At 38.7% G+C, this 16,383-nt stretch carries 13 protein-coding genes; 4 read left to right on the plus strand and 9 right to left on the minus strand.

Annotated features, from left to right (window positions below; genetic code table 11):
- Window positions 1–18: 18 nt before the first annotated feature.
- The 9 genes from ACYVM0_RS19340 to ACYVM0_RS19380 all read right to left on the minus strand — a co-directional run bounded on the left by ACYVM0_RS19340 (window position 19) and on the right by ACYVM0_RS19380 (window position 7,838).
- Window positions 19–603 (minus strand): hypothetical protein, encoded by a 585-nt coding sequence (locus ACYVM0_RS19340; RefSeq protein WP_460559712.1) that lies wholly within the window; start codon window positions 601–603, stop codon window positions 19–21.
- Between the two features lie 33 nt (window positions 604–636).
- On the minus strand, window positions 637–1,032 hold the full coding sequence (locus ACYVM0_RS19345; protein WP_460559713.1) for a hypothetical protein: 396 nt from the start codon (window positions 1,030–1,032) through the stop codon (window positions 637–639).
- Window positions 1,033–1,042: 10 nt separating this feature from the next.
- Window positions 1,043–1,603 (minus strand): hypothetical protein, encoded by a 561-nt coding sequence (locus tag ACYVM0_RS19350; protein ID WP_460559714.1) that lies wholly within the window; start codon window positions 1,601–1,603, stop codon window positions 1,043–1,045.
- A gap of 206 nt (window positions 1,604–1,809) precedes the next feature.
- Window positions 1,810–3,840 (minus strand): tetratricopeptide repeat protein, encoded by a 2,031-nt coding sequence (locus ACYVM0_RS19355; protein WP_460559715.1) that lies wholly within the window; start codon window positions 3,838–3,840, stop codon window positions 1,810–1,812.
- Window positions 3,841–3,868: 28 nt separating this feature from the next.
- Window positions 3,869–4,801: a c-type cytochrome gene (locus tag ACYVM0_RS19360; RefSeq protein ID WP_460559717.1), complete on the minus strand. Its 933-nt coding sequence runs from the start codon at window positions 4,799–4,801 to the stop codon at window positions 3,869–3,871.
- 166 nt (window positions 4,802–4,967) lie between these two features.
- Window positions 4,968–5,657 carry a porin family protein gene (locus ACYVM0_RS19365; RefSeq protein WP_460559719.1) on the minus strand — a complete coding sequence of 230 codons (690 nt, stop codon included), beginning with the start codon at window positions 5,655–5,657 and terminating at the stop codon, window positions 4,968–4,970.
- A gap of 23 nt (window positions 5,658–5,680) precedes the next feature.
- Window positions 5,681–5,827: a hypothetical protein gene (locus ACYVM0_RS19370; RefSeq protein WP_460559721.1), complete on the minus strand. Its 147-nt coding sequence runs from the start codon at window positions 5,825–5,827 to the stop codon at window positions 5,681–5,683.
- A 15-nt stretch (window positions 5,828–5,842) separates the two neighbouring features.
- Window positions 5,843–6,523, minus strand: a complete 681-nt coding sequence (locus ACYVM0_RS19375; RefSeq protein WP_460559722.1) for a hypothetical protein — start codon at window positions 6,521–6,523, stop codon at window positions 5,843–5,845.
- 34 nt (window positions 6,524–6,557) lie between these two features.
- Window positions 6,558–7,838 carry an OmpA family protein gene (locus ACYVM0_RS19380; RefSeq protein WP_460559724.1) on the minus strand — a complete coding sequence of 427 codons (1,281 nt, stop codon included), beginning with the start codon at window positions 7,836–7,838 and terminating at the stop codon, window positions 6,558–6,560.
- A gap of 204 nt (window positions 7,839–8,042) precedes the next feature.
- Here ACYVM0_RS19380 and ACYVM0_RS19385 point away from each other — a divergent pair, with 204 nt between their 5' ends.
- The 4 genes from ACYVM0_RS19385 (at window position 8,043) to ACYVM0_RS19400 (ending at window position 16,361) form a co-directional block, all read left to right on the plus strand.
- Window positions 8,043–10,616, plus strand: a complete 2,574-nt coding sequence (locus ACYVM0_RS19385; RefSeq protein ID WP_460559726.1) for a TonB-dependent receptor — start codon at window positions 8,043–8,045, stop codon at window positions 10,614–10,616.
- A 4-nt stretch (window positions 10,617–10,620) separates the two neighbouring features.
- Entirely contained in the window at window positions 10,621–15,138 is a 4,518-nt protein-coding gene (locus ACYVM0_RS19390; protein WP_460559728.1) for an alpha-2-macroglobulin family protein, read from the plus strand.
- A 90-nt stretch (window positions 15,139–15,228) separates the two neighbouring features.
- A complete protein-coding gene (locus ACYVM0_RS19395) occupies window positions 15,229–15,789 on the plus strand; it encodes a hypothetical protein (RefSeq protein ID WP_460559730.1) in 561 nt (186 codons plus the stop codon).
- Window positions 15,790–15,956: 167 nt separating this feature from the next.
- Window positions 15,957–16,361 carry a fasciclin domain-containing protein gene (locus ACYVM0_RS19400; protein WP_460559732.1) on the plus strand — a complete coding sequence of 135 codons (405 nt, stop codon included), beginning with the start codon at window positions 15,957–15,959 and terminating at the stop codon, window positions 16,359–16,361.
- Window positions 16,362–16,383 lie beyond the last annotated feature (22 nt).

Consider the following 16,383-nt stretch of genomic DNA (forward strand, 5'->3'; position numbering starts at 1 on the left):
TGCGTTTGTTATCAGATTTTATTTTTTTGCAGGAATATGAAACTTAGATACCCATGAAGGATCGATCGTTTTAGGATTGTTAACATCCGCATTGGGATACTTTTCCAGATCTACCATCAGCAGGTAAATATTAGCGGGATCATCCTTAAACGTTGTTTTTTCCCATAAATAAGTGCAGGAGTGCTGTCCGTCCAGTTCATTTTTAGGAATCGCTCTCGATGTGGTACGGCCATTTTTTGTAATACGGTAAGTGCCTTTTTCTGCATGCGTAACAAAAATATTCTGGCCTTTTGCGTCCTTCTTAAATTCTACTTTACCGTCAACCTGTGTCCAGGTCTCTGTATCGGTACCATAAGTATTGGCCTGTACATACAATAGAAACTCAAAGCGGCCATCAGGCTTAAATTTAAATTTTACCAGCATACCGCCACCGCTTTTATAGCTGTTATAATAGGGGCCCGAAGTGGTATTGGTATAACCGACGGTTGATACTGTTGAAATGGTCCAGAATGTAGAATCATTTGTAATTAATTCAGCCGGCACTGTTTGTGCATAGCCGCCCAGGGCAAACAAAATTGCAACCAGGAAAAATATTTTTTTCATACCTAAATTTTTTCGCTGTTCAAAACAGGCTGGTTATTTTTTTTCTTCGGGTTTAGATAACAAATAACGGGTCATAAAAATGCCACCGGCGCCACTATCATTCTGGCTTAGTGTTAATGAAGTAACGTGTTCCACCTTCCAGCCGTTGTTGGTGTATTCTTTCAATGTCTTTACCACTTTGTCTTCATTCTCTTTAATGTTCTTGAAATTGATGCCTACCAGACTGAAGAGATTTTCCATTTCTGAATCTTTTTGTGTACCATCAGGATTGGTGATGATCATTTTTGATCTGCCTAATCCACCTGCCAGCACCGATTCTACTGTGGTGATCTGCATAAATTGTTTGGAAACTTCTGCTTTTATTTCCTGGGCATAAGAACTGCTGATAAATGCAAGGGCTATCACCAGCAATAAAAAATATTTTTTCATATACTATGTTTTAAAATTTTTGTAAAAAAGTAAGTGGGTTTGCAGTGCCCTGTAACGTTAAGTAAATGGCTTTAGTACCACCTGCCTCTGTACCCGTAGTATAGGTATAAGTGGTAAGTAAAGTCAGTTCATTTTTTGCCAGGTCTCTTTCTTCTACTGTCTGGCCATTCTTTGTTCTTTTGTAATGAGCAGAGCAGGCAAAGGTTTTAATGGTTTTGTTGGCTTCGTCAAGTACCACTGTTCCTTTAGTTACAGATTGCTGGTAGGTAGTAATACCGAGGTTTACACTGCTGGAAGTAAAGTACTGTTCATAAGTACCATCGGCATTAAATTTAAAAGCAATTGCAAATTGTAATGCATTGCCCAGGTAATCACCGGGGTTCTGACTCCAGTATTCCGTCATAGAAAAATTACCGTACATCCAGTTGCCTTGTAAAGTTGCAGAAACTGTTGTGCGTGGGTTTTCGGGGCATGCGGCAGCTGCAGTAGTAGTATTTGTTGTTTTGTTTTTCTGGCAGGCGCCGAATAATGCAGCACTTATTATGGCTGCTGATAAAATAATTTTTTTCATCCTGATCTTCTTTAATTGTTTTTGTTTTTTGTTTAGCAACAGGCCATTGGTAATATGACTGTAGTTTCAAAAAAATTCATGGCTATACTTTTAAGAAACTGCTGCAAGATATTTTTGGTAGCGCTGTTATTATATTTCCTTTTGTATCAACTGTTTTAAAATTTGTATCAATTGTGTTATCATCTTCCGGGTGCAATATTTTTTATTTACAAAGATTTATCGATCTTAATAAAATCAGCAATGATGCCTTTGCCTTTAACTGATGAATTGAACCCGGAATTAATACCCAATGTATAACCGCCTTCCACGCCTGCTACAATACCGCCCACTTTTGCAATACCGCCTGCGATGTCGGCAGGTGTATCACCAACTTTTACTGAGGCTGTTCCCTTTAAACCAAAATCGCTGAACTCGTTGTTATTATCAAATGATACGTACACCATTTGTTTGATATCTGCACCACCTGCCCCTGCAAAGAATTTTGCCTTTACTCCCACGCCAGCAGATAATGTAGAAGTACCGGTTTTAAAATTATGCTCGTAGCCACCCCTGAAAACAGCAGCACTGCCTTCAAGCGCATATTTAGAACAATCAGCTTTTATTTTTGCTACCTGTACATCCAGTTCCATATTCAGCCAGCCGGGGCAGTTAAAATCTATGTTATGGCTTGCAGCAATGATACCATCAGCTTCTTCTGAACTCATTTTACCGGGTATACAGCCACCGGGGTTATCTTCAAAGCAAACTGCGGTTGCAATAGTATTGGCAACAAAACCAAAATATTCGGCTACGGTAGCATACACCATTTTTTTATTCCCCGCTGTTGGATTCAGTTGTACATAACTGATCATTGCGTTAATGTATTCTTTCCAACGGGTATTAACTATGTTGTACCTGTTTTTAATAAAAGCATTACGCCTGCTTACATAGTCATCAGCTATAGGCTTTTTTAAGTCGCAGCATTTTTGCTGGTAAGCTAGCATAAGCTCGGCACCACCGCCAGGTGTGTTAGGTGGCTCGGGGCATACTGTTGCATTCAGCTTATCGTAATACCCTGTAATGATCTGTTGTAAATGGTTTGCTTCATCTTCGGGCAGTAAACCCAAAAGCGGAGCAAACTCATCGCCTAAATCACTCATCAATTCACTTTCAAGATCTGCATAAAAACCCGGTGCTCTTTTTCCTTCTTCCTTTCTTATCGCATCTGTAATTTCCCCGGCATTCATCCAGAAAAACATTTCCCCCTGCAGCGATTTTAGATACACAGCATTATCAGCATGCCATTGCGCTGATTGGCCTGCCGTTTCCGGAAGATCGGGCATTGCAAATTTTGAAAACCCGATCTCTTCAAAAAAGTCACGGTGTGGTATACCCGTTCTTCTTTTACGTATGGCTGCAAGATTGATTTTTATTCCTTTACGTTTTAAATTGGCGAGTGTGGAGCGGCGGTGGGCCACTTCCAGTTCCTTTTCAAAATATTTCTGTCCTTCTTCAAATTGATTTTGAAAAAACCTGATCATGCCCATGCTTCTGTTAGCTTCAGGATGCAGAGGGTCCTGTATAAGACATTGCTTTAAAAAATCTTCTGCTTTAGCAAGATCGCCCAGGCCTAAGAAAGCCTGGCCCATATTATTCAGCAGCATACTGTTGTTGGGCTCATTTGCCAGGTGATGCATCAGAATAGGAATCGCCTTATGTTCCAATCCTGTCATGTTATACAACGCTGCCAGGTTATTCCATCCTGCCACTTCTCCCGGGTTTTGTAAAGCGGCATTCATTGAAATGAGCAAAGCCTGCACAGGATTATCGGCATAAAATTCAGCTACTGAAGAACTTTGTTGCTGTGCCGGTGTTTGTTGCGTAGTAATTGTTTTTACTTCGTCCAGTACTGCTTTGGGTGTTACCGATTGTAATTGCTGCATCGATTTTTTTAACCCATCTGCCAATTGTATCATTGTGGGTGGCTGTACCGGCAGCAACGACAATCGTTTAACATCTTTTACCGGTGGCTTTAATTCAAAATCCGGTAACAGCATTTCATTGATCTTTAAATTATTGGTTGCGGCAATTTGTTTGGCCTGTGTGCTCGCCTGCTTCAGCATTTTTTGTTTGTAGGCTTCCAGCTCCTGCGGGCTCATCGTCATCATTTTATTGATATCAGGTAATGCCGGCTTATTTTGTGCCACTGTAACCAGTACACTGCAAATTGCAACCAGGATAAATGCGTATTTTTTCATGAATTAATTTTTTGGAAAGATGACCGTATTACTTTTTCCGCATTTTTGTTTTTGCCGGTTTTACAGTTTTCAAAAATTTATAGATCGCCTTTAATTCCATATCATTCATTCTTTTAAATGAGTTCCATGGCATTTCACTTTGCGGTATTAGTTTACCTGCACGAAAACGATTCACAAAGGCTTCCTGGCTCCAGCCAAATATCCTGCTGCTGCTATCCGTTGTAAGGTTTGGGGTGATCATACCATTGGGCATTTCGTTACCGCCGGCTAATGGTTCTCCTGTATATTCGCCACTTAATGTTCTTTCAGTATGGCATCCGTTACAATTGCCCACGTTGTACACCAGGTATTTTCCATACGCCGCAGTGCTGTCTGGTTGTACCGTTGCCTGTACTGCTTCAGAAGGGCCAACAGGTTTTATCAAAAACGCTTTTACAATGTTGCCCATAATATTCAGTTTATTGTCCGGCTTTTTAATGGCAACCGGTTTTTGCATACGCAGGTAAGAAAGCACGGCTGTAAGGTCTGAATCACTTAAATTATGAAAGGGCATAAAATCATATACCACCGATCCGTCGGGATGCACCCCGTAACGCAATACCCTGGCAATTTCTTTATCAGTAAACTTTCCAATACCGTATGTACTGTCAGACGTAATGTTGGCAGAGTAAATAGTACCCACGGGTAAATCAAATGCAACACCCCCGCTTAAAGAAACATCCTGGCCAAGGTTGAGCAATGAATCATTATTGGCTTTGCTGTGGCAATCATTACAATGCGCAATAGCGTTTACAAGATGCCTGCCTTTTGCTATCACAGCAGTGTCTTTAGTAGTTTGAATGTCTGGATACGGCGCTTCGTATTTTAAATTTTGCCTCGAAGCAGTTACAACCGCAATACCCGATACCAGGATCAGCAGCACAATACCTGTCCACTTTAATATTTTTTTTATTTTTTTCATACTCATTTATTTCTGTTAGAAAATAATATTACCAGGGCAAAACTCTTACAAAAGGGAGTGATTAAAAACGGGCTTGTGAATGAATTGAATTTTTACAAACATGAATTGCAGAAAGTAAAAATTACAGGCAGTATCATAGTTTTCTGCCTGTAATAAAATTGCGGTATTATTTTCCACCCCGGAAGAAATATCCGATAGTCAATTGCAGCCCACGGTTTTTATATTTGCCTCCGTCCGTATCATCGATATTAGCAAAGCTTAACTGATACCCGATATTGCCATACAACCTGTTAGGTAACATAATGCCTGCAACAGCCCCCACACCATAATCTGCTCTTTTAAAACCAGCACCATTATCAGCTTCCTTTTTAAAAGCATCCTGCTCGCTTTTTACAATTTCAGTTGTGCCGTTAAATATGGTGGTGGTAGCAGATTTGACTTTGCCACCTATCCCAAAAGAAAAATATGGCCCTCCACCTGCGAATAATTCAAAATTTTTTACAGGAATAGTGTATAAAATATTTGCCGGAACCTGCAGGTAATTCAGATCAGCAGTTCCTTCAAATTTTATTATGGCAAATCCATTACCTTGATCGCCCTCAACAGAATTTGTAATTTTTACGCCGTGCTGTAAAAAATTAACGCCACTGCGTACACTGATTTTTTCGCTGGCTGCAAAATTGACCACAATGCCTGCGCCGGATAACATTCTTGCTTTTTTTACAGGATGAATAAAATCATCTGTATTAAGCACAGCACTGCTGAGATTGCCGGTACCATGTACACCGATTGATAGTTGAGCAAATGCCGAAGCGGATAATACGATGCCGGCTAAAATTGTAATTACTTTTTTCATGACTTATTTTTTTTGATTGGTTATTACACAAAATTGCTGACAACTACATGCAGAAACAATGTACCCGTGGTTGAGTTGAAGAAAGTGTTACCTGAATTGTAGTTTAAAATATGCCGGGTAGCATCAGCCGAAAACAAAAAACCATTTACATTGCGTAAATGGTTTTTCATGTGTCGGTTATTCTATTATCTTGTAAGTGTGTGAATGCATTTTCTGCTGATCATGAAAACTATTGTCACCAAAACTGTAAATACCGTTACCAATGCAGGTGAACCTAATATCCAGTAATCACTCAGTATATCTTTTTTTAGGAGCGTATTCATTAAACCAAAAACAACAACAAGATCCAGTATCATGGGTGCAAATAAAAAGAGTAGAAAATATCCCGTTCTTTTTTTATTCCTGATTACTGCAAATGCTTTGTACAAAGGATAAACAGTGAGTAGTAACACGATCGCTGATCCTATAACCCAGGCAATAATATGATTGTGAAACAAGGTATTTAATCCTGAAACTTCGTCGCCTTTGCCCATGGCAGCTGTAAAAATTCTTGCAAAAGGGTTACTGGCAAAAATGAGCACAAAGCCCGATGCTTTTTGTTGATCGGTATTCCCCGCTTTTAAAAAATACACACCCCACCATATCATTATAAATGTAAACACGGGTCCTGCAAATACCGCCAGTACTGCAATGGAATGGCTTTCCATACATCCTTCGCAAAGTTGCCACACGTTAAAATCCCTTTGTCCCCAGCAACCACAGATCAGCCGCCCCACAGCAGTGTGTACCAGTTCATGCAACTCGTGCAGTATACAATGCAGGCTTATAAAAGCTATGCTAAATTTTATATTCAGCTTCAGCTGCATGTTGTTTTGGTTTTCTTTCTTTTTGACAACAATTTTATAATTTGATAAATTCCACTCTCCTGTTAGCCGCTTTCCCTTCTTTTGTTTTGTTATCTGCAACCGGTTGTGTTTCTCCTTTGCCTTCGGTTTCAATTGTTGCTGCATCAATACCAAAATCCTTTACCAGCATATCTTTTACAGCTGCCGATCTTTTTTTAGATAATTCCATATTGGCATTATCATCCCCGTCACTGCTGGTATGCCCGATCACTTTTATTTTTACCGACGGGTTTTCTTTTAATACGCCTGCAATTTCCTTTACCACAGCATACGACTCCGGTTTTATAGTAGCTGCATTTACATCAAATAAAATTCCGGTGGTAGAAAATTTCCCTTCTTCAATTAACTTATGCCTTGTATCCGGTACGCCGGTGGCCGCTTTAATATTGCTGATATAAATCCCATACTGCTCTTCTTTATAATTGGTGGCGCCTACTTTAAAAAATAACTGGTTCATTTTATAACCGGTATCCACCGCTTTGGGCACATCAAAAACTTTGGTTTCGTTGATCCACATTCTGAAACGTTGTTTTTGTACCTGTATCGCCACGTGAACTGGTTTGCCATAATATTTATCCAGGTCGCCATACATTTTGGCTTCACTTTTAAAATATGTCCTGGCATCAGTAAAAGATTCTAACTGCACCCTGCTGGTACTGTTTTCAGCAGGATAAATAGTACCCATTACAGCGGTATATTTATTAAAGTCCTTTAAAAAAACATTATCTGTACCGCCTTCTCCATTGGTGGCAAAAAATCCGGCTGAAAAAGTAGGGTACATCCAGCCATTATTTTTTAGTTGCAGAATGATATCAAACTCCGCAGTATAATTTTCAGTCAGTTCTTTTGTATTGCTGGTGAGGTAAACAAATGGATTATGCACCCGTAACCATTTGCCGGCAAATTTCTCCAGCGTTACTACTTCACCTGAACCATTGGTATTCCACCCGGTGGGTAATTCTGCAACGGCCTCCTGTTCAAAATTGTCGTAGTATAAAATTTTTTCTCCGGGAATAAAATCATACTTCGTAAAACTTTTTACTCCTTCATCAGCCTTAGCCAGTGCAGCGTCAGCACCACCTGCAGTTTTTGCAGGCGGCGTATCAGCTGTGTTTTTCCCTTCTGCTTTATCTAATGTTTTATCGATGGCTTTATCCACTTTATTATCTACTCTCTGGTTTACTTTATTCTTAACCTTGTTCATTAACCCGCCTAATTGTGCTGCGGCAAACAAGGGTGCAATTGCTATAAGCGTAATTATAATTTTCTTTTTCATTATCAGTATGTGTTTAATAAGGTACGAAAGTAGGGTTGCATTTAATGAGGCCGCCTATCAACCGGCATGAATTGAATAAATCACTGCATGAAGTGTGCTGCAGGCAACATTTTATTTTTTGCTAAAAATATTTTTATGCAATCGCTTTTCTTTTTGCATCCGTTAAAGACCATAGCAACACCCTAATACCAAAAACAATAACTGATGAAAGTTACACTGCTTATATTATTACTATTGCCCATTATAGCTACTGCACAGGATGTAAAGCCCGTGCTGTCTGATGCCTACCAGGCACTGATCAGTAAAGATTCTTTACAGGTAAAAAAAAATAAAATAGCTGATTCTAGTAACAGCATCGACAGGTCTCCGTTACACTTTAACAGTAACAACACATGGGGTAATTTCTGGGCACGTGATTATCGGGTGCATGATATCCGCATCAAAAAAGATAACAGCATAACACTGCAGCAGCTTACTGATGAAGGCTTTTACTTTGGCGGCACATTTTCTTCAGTAATTGCGGTAAGGCATAGTAATCAACAGCCGGCCTTGCAACAGCAATTTGCGCAGGGCCGTTCTGTAAACGGGCAATTAAGCTGGCAGGGACCACATACCAATGAATTATTCAGTTACGGGCCTGCACTGTATACATTGGAATATGACGGAACGAATTATCCCTATGACATAAACGGACAACTTGTAGCTGCCGGCACGGGTAATGGAAAAAAATCTTCTATCTCTACCCCATCCATTTTTCGTACGGCAGCTTTGTTTTCCAACGCCATTACAATACGGGGTATTTACCGTAAAAATTACCAGCAGCTGTTAAATGTTACCATTAAGGCAGGCCAAAGCAATGATAACAGTATCATCATTCACAATAAAAATAATGCAGCTAATTTTTCTGCATCGGCGGAAACATTTGTCAAAAAATTTACTTTAACAGGCAGCTATAATTACCGGCAGGAAATTTTTTCCAATAATAACCGCAATGGTTTTTTAAACCGGGTTTACCAGCAGGCATTGCTGACCCCGGTAAGTTTTGATAACCGGCAGGGAAATATCTTAAACACATCCCAAAGAAGTTACAGCCTGTATGCGGACAATCCTTTTTTCTTACTGGAAAATAACAGCAACCATTTTTTACAACAGCATTACACCGGCGATTTTACTATCGAAAGATATTTTAAGCGGAACAAAATAAAATTATCGCAATCCATTGAAAAATTTCAGCAGCACAGCAATGAGGGTTACCAACCCGGTACTGCATTTTTTGAAAACGGTATTGCAGTAAACAGGAATACACATGATGCCAATTATTTTCTAAATCTTTATGCTCAGTTTCCTGTTAATTGGAGAGACTATAAATTCAGGGGTAATTTTACCGCTAATTACATTTACAGCAATAACCGCTCTGGTATTGATTATACACCAGGCTTTTCAGCCTATAGTTACCAGCGTACTGCACATGATGCCTCCGTTACTTACACACAAAATTTTTTAGCAGATTATTTTGAGTCCGCCATAACAGTAGCTGATAAAATATATAGTTCCAATACTGCTGCACAGCATAATTTTTTTCTGCCCACCGTGGCATTTTATGCAAGACATAATAAGGTTTTGGGTATAGACTATTTAGCAGCAAAAATAAAAGGCAGTTTTATCCGCTTCAACAGTGAGTTGGCGCTCAACAGGTCGTTTGCACAAAATACATCGGTGCAATATGCAGCCGTTACTGCAATGCAGCACCTGCCGCTTACAGAAGTAAACAGTTTTAATAACCTGAGTGCAATTGAAAACAAGGAATACAATACCGGAATTGAATTGAGTTATAAAGGCAGGGCTACATTGTCTGTTGATTATTTTACCCGCCAAACGAATGACGATATTTTCCCGGTAATGAATGGCAATCAACTGCAATTAGTAAATATGGCCGATCATCGTAACCAGGGTATTGAAGTGGGTTTAGACCTGTATTCAAAATACCGGAGTGGCAGTTCACTCTCCTTCAGCAATAGTTTTTCCTTTACTACTTACCAAAGCAAAGTAACTGCCGTAAAAGCCGGTTATAATTTTACACCCATTGCCGGATTCAGCGATGTAAACAAAGCCGTTGTAAAAGGTGCGCCAGTGGGTACCATTGTGGGTAATAGTTTTTTAAAGGATGCCAATAACAATATTATAATTGGTGCGGATGGCTTTCCTGTAGTAAATAATATACCCTCAGTTATTGGTGATCCTACACCTGATTTTACCGTAAAGATGACCAATACTTTAAACTGGAAATATTTCGGACTTAACATAGATTGGGAATGGCGTAAGGGCGGTGATATATGGAATGGCACCGAAGCATTATTGGATTACTATGGAAGATCTGCTACTTCAGCTGCATTGCGCAATACCACTAATTATATTTTTAAAGGCGTTGATGTTAGCGGTAAACCTAATACTATTCCTGTAAGTTTTTATAACCCTTCATTACCGGTAGAACAAAACCGTTGGGTACGTTACGGCCCAACCGGTGTTGCTGAATCTTATATACAAAAAGGAGATTGTATCAGGTTAAATAACATCAGCTTCTCTTATAAACCTAAAACAAAAAAATATTTACAACAATTGACATTCTCTTTATATGCCAGCAATATTATATTGTGGTCGGCATACAAAGGTGCGGATGTAAATCAATTACTGAATGATCAACCCGGAACTTCAGGACTGGATTTTTTCAATATACCCTCTTATCATACCATTGGCTTATCTGTATCTACTAAATTTTAATCTCATGCAAAAAAGAAATCTATACAATAGCATCCTTGTTTTATTATCACTTATTTTTTCTTACGCAGCAAGTGCACAGGATTATGCTGCCACTAAAGAAAAAATCTATATTCAAACCAACCATGTTTTTTATAAACCCGGCGATGTGGTGTATTTTAAATTATACCTGGTAAAAGCGCAGGACCAGACGCCGAGCTACCAAAGCAGCGTGGTATATGCAGAGCTGGTAAGCCCTGCAGGTACGGTTGCGCAAAAATCAACCTTTAAAGTTACCAATGGTTATGCCGAAGGTTCCTTTGATTTTAGTGAGCTGGCCGTTGGGGGTATCTATAAAATAAGAGCTTACACCAGCTGGATGATGAATGAAAATGAAAACCGTTTTTTTGTAAAAGAGATTACTTTACAAAAAGTGCTGGCGCCAAGAGTCTTACTAAAGTTAGATTTCCCGGAAAAGGGTTATGGTGCAGGCAGTGCTGTAAAAGCTAATTTCTCTATGCGTAATATTGCCAACGAACCCATACGCAATTACTTGGCGAAATATACGGTATCTGTTGGTGGCGAAACGATCAGTACACAAATTTTTAAAACTAATAATGAAGGAAAAGCAATTATTAATTTTTCATTACCCGCAAATCTCGCTACAACTGATGGCTTACTGAATGTAACTGTTGACTATGACGCCTACACAGAAGCTATTTCAAGAAGTATTCCGATTGTGCTCAATAAAATCGACCTGCAATTTATGCCCGAAGGCGGCACCCTGGTAAATGGTATCAGCAACTATATTGCTTTTAAAGCATTAAATGAAAATGGAAAAGCTGCCGATATAAAAGGTTATGTTACCGATAATAAAGGCAATACCATCACTACGTTTGAAAGTTATCATTTTGGGATGGGTAAATTTTTATTTACACCACAGGCCGGACAGGTATATAAAGCCGTGATCACTTCACCATCTAATATTGCACAGCAATTCGATCTGCCCGTTGCATCTGTCAATGGTGTGGTAATGCAAATAAAAAAGGCCAACAAAAAAATTACAGTATTACTGAATGCCGCAACAGATATGGAAGTAATATTAAAAGCCAGTACCAAATCTGTTAACTATCATACACAAACTATTTTTTTATTAAAAGGAGAAAACGAGATCCGTATCGATGAAAATATTTTTCCTGCAGGCATTGCACAGTTTACTTTATACAAAACCAATGAACTACCCTTAGCAGAAAGGCTGGTATTTTTAAATGAAGACAAACAACTGAGTGTAAGCATTACCACCGACAAACAAAAATATTTACCCCGTGAAAAAGTTTTATTAACTATTAAAACGGTTGATGAAAAAGGCATCGCAGTGCCTGCAAATTTTTCACTGGCAGTGGTAGACGATAAACTGTGGACGTTTGCCGATGATAAACAAGACCATATTCTCAGCTGGCTTTTACTTAGCAGTGAACTGAAAGGTAAAATTGAAGAACCACAATTTTATTTTAAGAAAGACGAACCTAAGGCTGTTGCAGCGTTAGACCTGCTGATGCTTACGCAAGGTTACCGCTATTTTGATTATATAGAATACGTACAAAACGAAAGAAAATTAAAATACCTGCCCGATCAGTATAATATTCTAAGCGGCAAAATTGTAAATACTGCTAACCAGCCGGTGCAGGCCAAAATGTTTTTGATCAACACCGTACCTGGCGGAAAAGCCATTAAAATACAAACTGATAAAGAAGGTATGTTCTTCTTTTCTGAGCTGGAGCCACAAAAAAATTATTACCTCTTTGCACAATCTTTTGATAAAAAAGAAAAAATAAATATCCAGGTATTGCAAAATGGTGTGGGCTACAATCCTACACAGACAAAAGATTTTAAACAACTTCTTTCAAAACCGGTAGATTTTGGTGCACTTGCCCCTTTTACTCCTGCATTAGCAAAAAATGAAAATAAAAAACAAGAGGAAACAAATGCAGGACTGCCAATGCCTAATAAAAACATGGCATTAAATGAAGTTGTGGTAACAGGCTATGGTATACAAAGAAAAAAAGACGTCACTGGTTCTGTTGCTGTAATACAAGCAAAAGAAATTAATAATTTCAACGACTGGAGTATGGCATTGCAAGGCAAAGTTGCCGGTGTACAAATACGTGGTAATGCAAATCCTGGTGGCGATTTAAAAATTGCACTCAGGGGAATGGCAACATTAAATAATAACCCGCCCTTGTTTGTTGTAAACGGTATTCCAATGGAACAACTCAACCTCAATACAATTAACACCAATGATATAGAAAATGTTACAGTTTTAAAAGATGCATCTGCTACTCCACTCTATGGTAGCCGGGCTGCTAACGGCGTTATTATAGTAGAACTTAAAAAATACAAGTATGAAAGGATGGGCATTAAATTCACCAAAAACTATTATTACACTTCGCAACAAGTGTATACAACGGGTACTGCGTATGCAGTAGCCAGGAAATTTTATGTGCCAAAATATACCAGCACTGCAACCAGCAACAGGTCAGATTTCAGGGAAACTATTTACTGGAACCCTGTTGTACAAACTGATAATGATGGAAAAGCATCTGTGGAATTTTATAACTCCGATGCGTCTACCACTTTCAGGGCTATTACAGAAGGTATTGGATACAATGGAAAATTAGGAAGGGCAGAAGCTACCTATGCTGTACAAAATGCATTGCAGGTAGATGCAAAAATTCCCCCTTATTTAACCGTAGGCGATAAAGCATTACTTCCGCTGGTGATAAAAAATAACAGTGCAGAAAGTATGCAACTCAACATCTCTGTAATGTTCCCTGGTAATTTTAAAAACAGCAGTTATACCAATACAGTTATGGTAAAACAGGATAGTGCTGTACAGTTATTAATCCATGCAGAAGCTACCGGTGCTGTTAAAGGCATTATACAATTTATTGTTACCGGTGCTACTGATAACGAATCGGTTTCATTGCCTGTGGTGGTTACAGAAAAAGGGTTTCCTGTTATCGCTACTTTCTCCGGCAACAAAGCAGCGCAGCATAATTTTACCATCAGTAAAATGATACCGGGTTCGTTAAAAACCAATCTGAAATTATTAAAAAATATAGAGGGGCAATTGTTAGATGGTATCGAGTCGATGCTGAGAGAACCAAACGGATGTTTTGAGCAAACATCATCCAGTACTTATCCCAATATTTATATCCTGAAGTATTTAAAAGAATCCGGTAAATCCAACCCTGCTATTGAACAGAAAGCATTGGATTATATTGAACGTGGCTATAAGCGATTGATCGGTTTTGAAACATCAGTGCATGGCTTTGAATGGTTTGGCCACACACCACCACATGAAGCATTAACAGCTTACGGATTAATGGAGTTTACCGACATGCAGGAATTTATTGAGGTAGATAAAAAAATGCTGGAGCGTACCAAAGAGTTTTTACTCAGCCGCAGGGATGGAAATGGTTCGTTTAATATTCAAAATCGTGGTTACGACCAGTTTGCTTCGGTGCCTAATAAAATTGCCAATATTTATATTGTGTATGCACTTACACAGGCAGGCATAGGAAAAGAAATTCAGAAAGAATACGAAAAAGCGGTACAAAAAGCTTTGGAAAGTAAAGATGGTTATCAACTGGCCATGATGGCTATAGCTGCAAAGAATATGAAAGATGCGGCTGCTTTTAACCAGCTGATGGATGAACTGAACAAACAATATGAAAAAGTAAATTTTAATGCAGCAACAAGTGTGGTGAATTCAAGAGATGCTTCTTTAAGAGTAGAAACCTGTGCTTTATATGCCATGGCATTAATGAAAGCGCCAGCGCCACAAATGGGCAGGGTTGCAGATCTTGTCTCAAGAATACTGTCAGAAAAATGTTATTACGGTTACGGCTCCACGCAATCTACGGTGCTGGCATTAAAAGCCATTGTAGAATATGCCAAATTTCTCGGCCATATCAATGAAGAGGTGCCGGTAAATTTTACACTCAACAATAAAGCCGTTACAGTGGATAAACCCATTACAGAAAATGTACAGGAAGGCAATAATAGTTTTACCGTAAACTATAGCCAGAAAGACAAGAACCTGCCTTACAGTTTAGAAGTAGCCTACAATACTTTTACACCGCCTAACAGCGCTAAGGCAGAGTTACAACTGAGCACCAGTTTAAAAACAACCGAAACAAAAGTGGGTGAAACAGTACGCCTGCAAATTGCAGTCACCAATACCAAAGCCACGCTGCAACCTATGGCTATTGCCAAGATCGGTATCCCTGCAGGGCTTGCTGCACAGCCCTGGCAGTTAAAGGAACTGATGGAAAAAAACCAGGCTGCGTACTATGAAATTTTTGATAATTATTTAGTGTTTTACTGGATGGGCTTTGCACCTAATGAAACCAAGACTATCAATCTTGACCTGAAAGCAGAAGTGCCGGGTACTTACAAAGGCAAATCAGGCAACACGTATTTATATTATACACCAGAGTATAAACATTGGAGTGACGGTGTGGAGATAACCATAAAGGAGTAATGTTTTGTTTTATGTTTTAGTTACAAAGGCGTGAGCAAATGTCTGCGCTTTTTTTATATCTTATAAACAACTGTACAGATGAAGACATTAATGATAATTGTAGCATTAAGCCTGAGTGGTGTAGCGGCAAAAGGGCAAAAGTTTTATTCCTACTCTCTAAACCCGGTTTGCGATTCTTTAACTGGCTATTTCTATTTATTAACCGGTTATACAATCGATGACAAATTTTACAGAAAAGATAATCGTAGTAATTCCAGCTACGGCTTTTTCTATGAAAAAGGGAATGTTTTTAATGGTGATACCTTATATATGCCTGTTGAAAAAAGCGATGAGGGTTTTATAAATATACTGGACAGTATAAAAGCAAAGTATACCTTGCATACCGACAACACTTTGTTATTTGATTCATTGATACAGAAATATAGCAAATCAAGTTCCTGTAAAATAAAATATACACGTTATAAAAATGACGGCGGCAGTTTTGCACATGTTTTTATAAAACTCAAAATGAAAATCGTATATAATCAATCATATCTTAAGCAACAGTATTTAGATGGTAGATACTGCTTTATAGAAAAGGGCTTACTCACTTCTTGTACGGATAAAGATTTTTACTTCAAAGCAATTTTAAGATTTGAAATACTTGAATAAATCTCTTAATCATATTCCCGATTTTCATATTCGCCTCGAGAACACTTCATCGCCTGCTTTTGTTGCTACAAATTACCGGTACTCACAAACATTAACACCACAAGCTGGGCTATAAAGACTACCTTCCTGCGATTGCCGGTAATACTGCCGGTATAAAAAACAATACCATGTCAAATATTACACAGGTAGTTAACGTAGATAAAAACCTGAAAACTTTAAAGAAAGGTATGCATGCATCTGACCTTGATCAGTTGCTGAGCAGCACTGGGCCCTATACATTTTTTGCTCCCAATGACCTTGCATTTGATAAACTTGAAAAAGGCACGATGGAAAAATTATTGGAACCACAACACCGTGCTAAAATGGCCGACCTTATCAATAATCATATCGTTAGTGGCAAAATTGCTTTTGATGCACTGAAAGATGGCGATAAATTAACCAGCATTAACGGTAAAGATCTGTTGGTACTTGTAAAAGACGGTGTCACTCATATTGGAGACAGCATCATTTCTGTAAGAGAAGCTAAAATTTCTAATGGTGTTATACATGCATCAGATACGGTGATGGTGTAAGATAGCTTTGAAAATTATTTTA

Source organism: Ferruginibacter profundus, assembly GCF_054783275.1.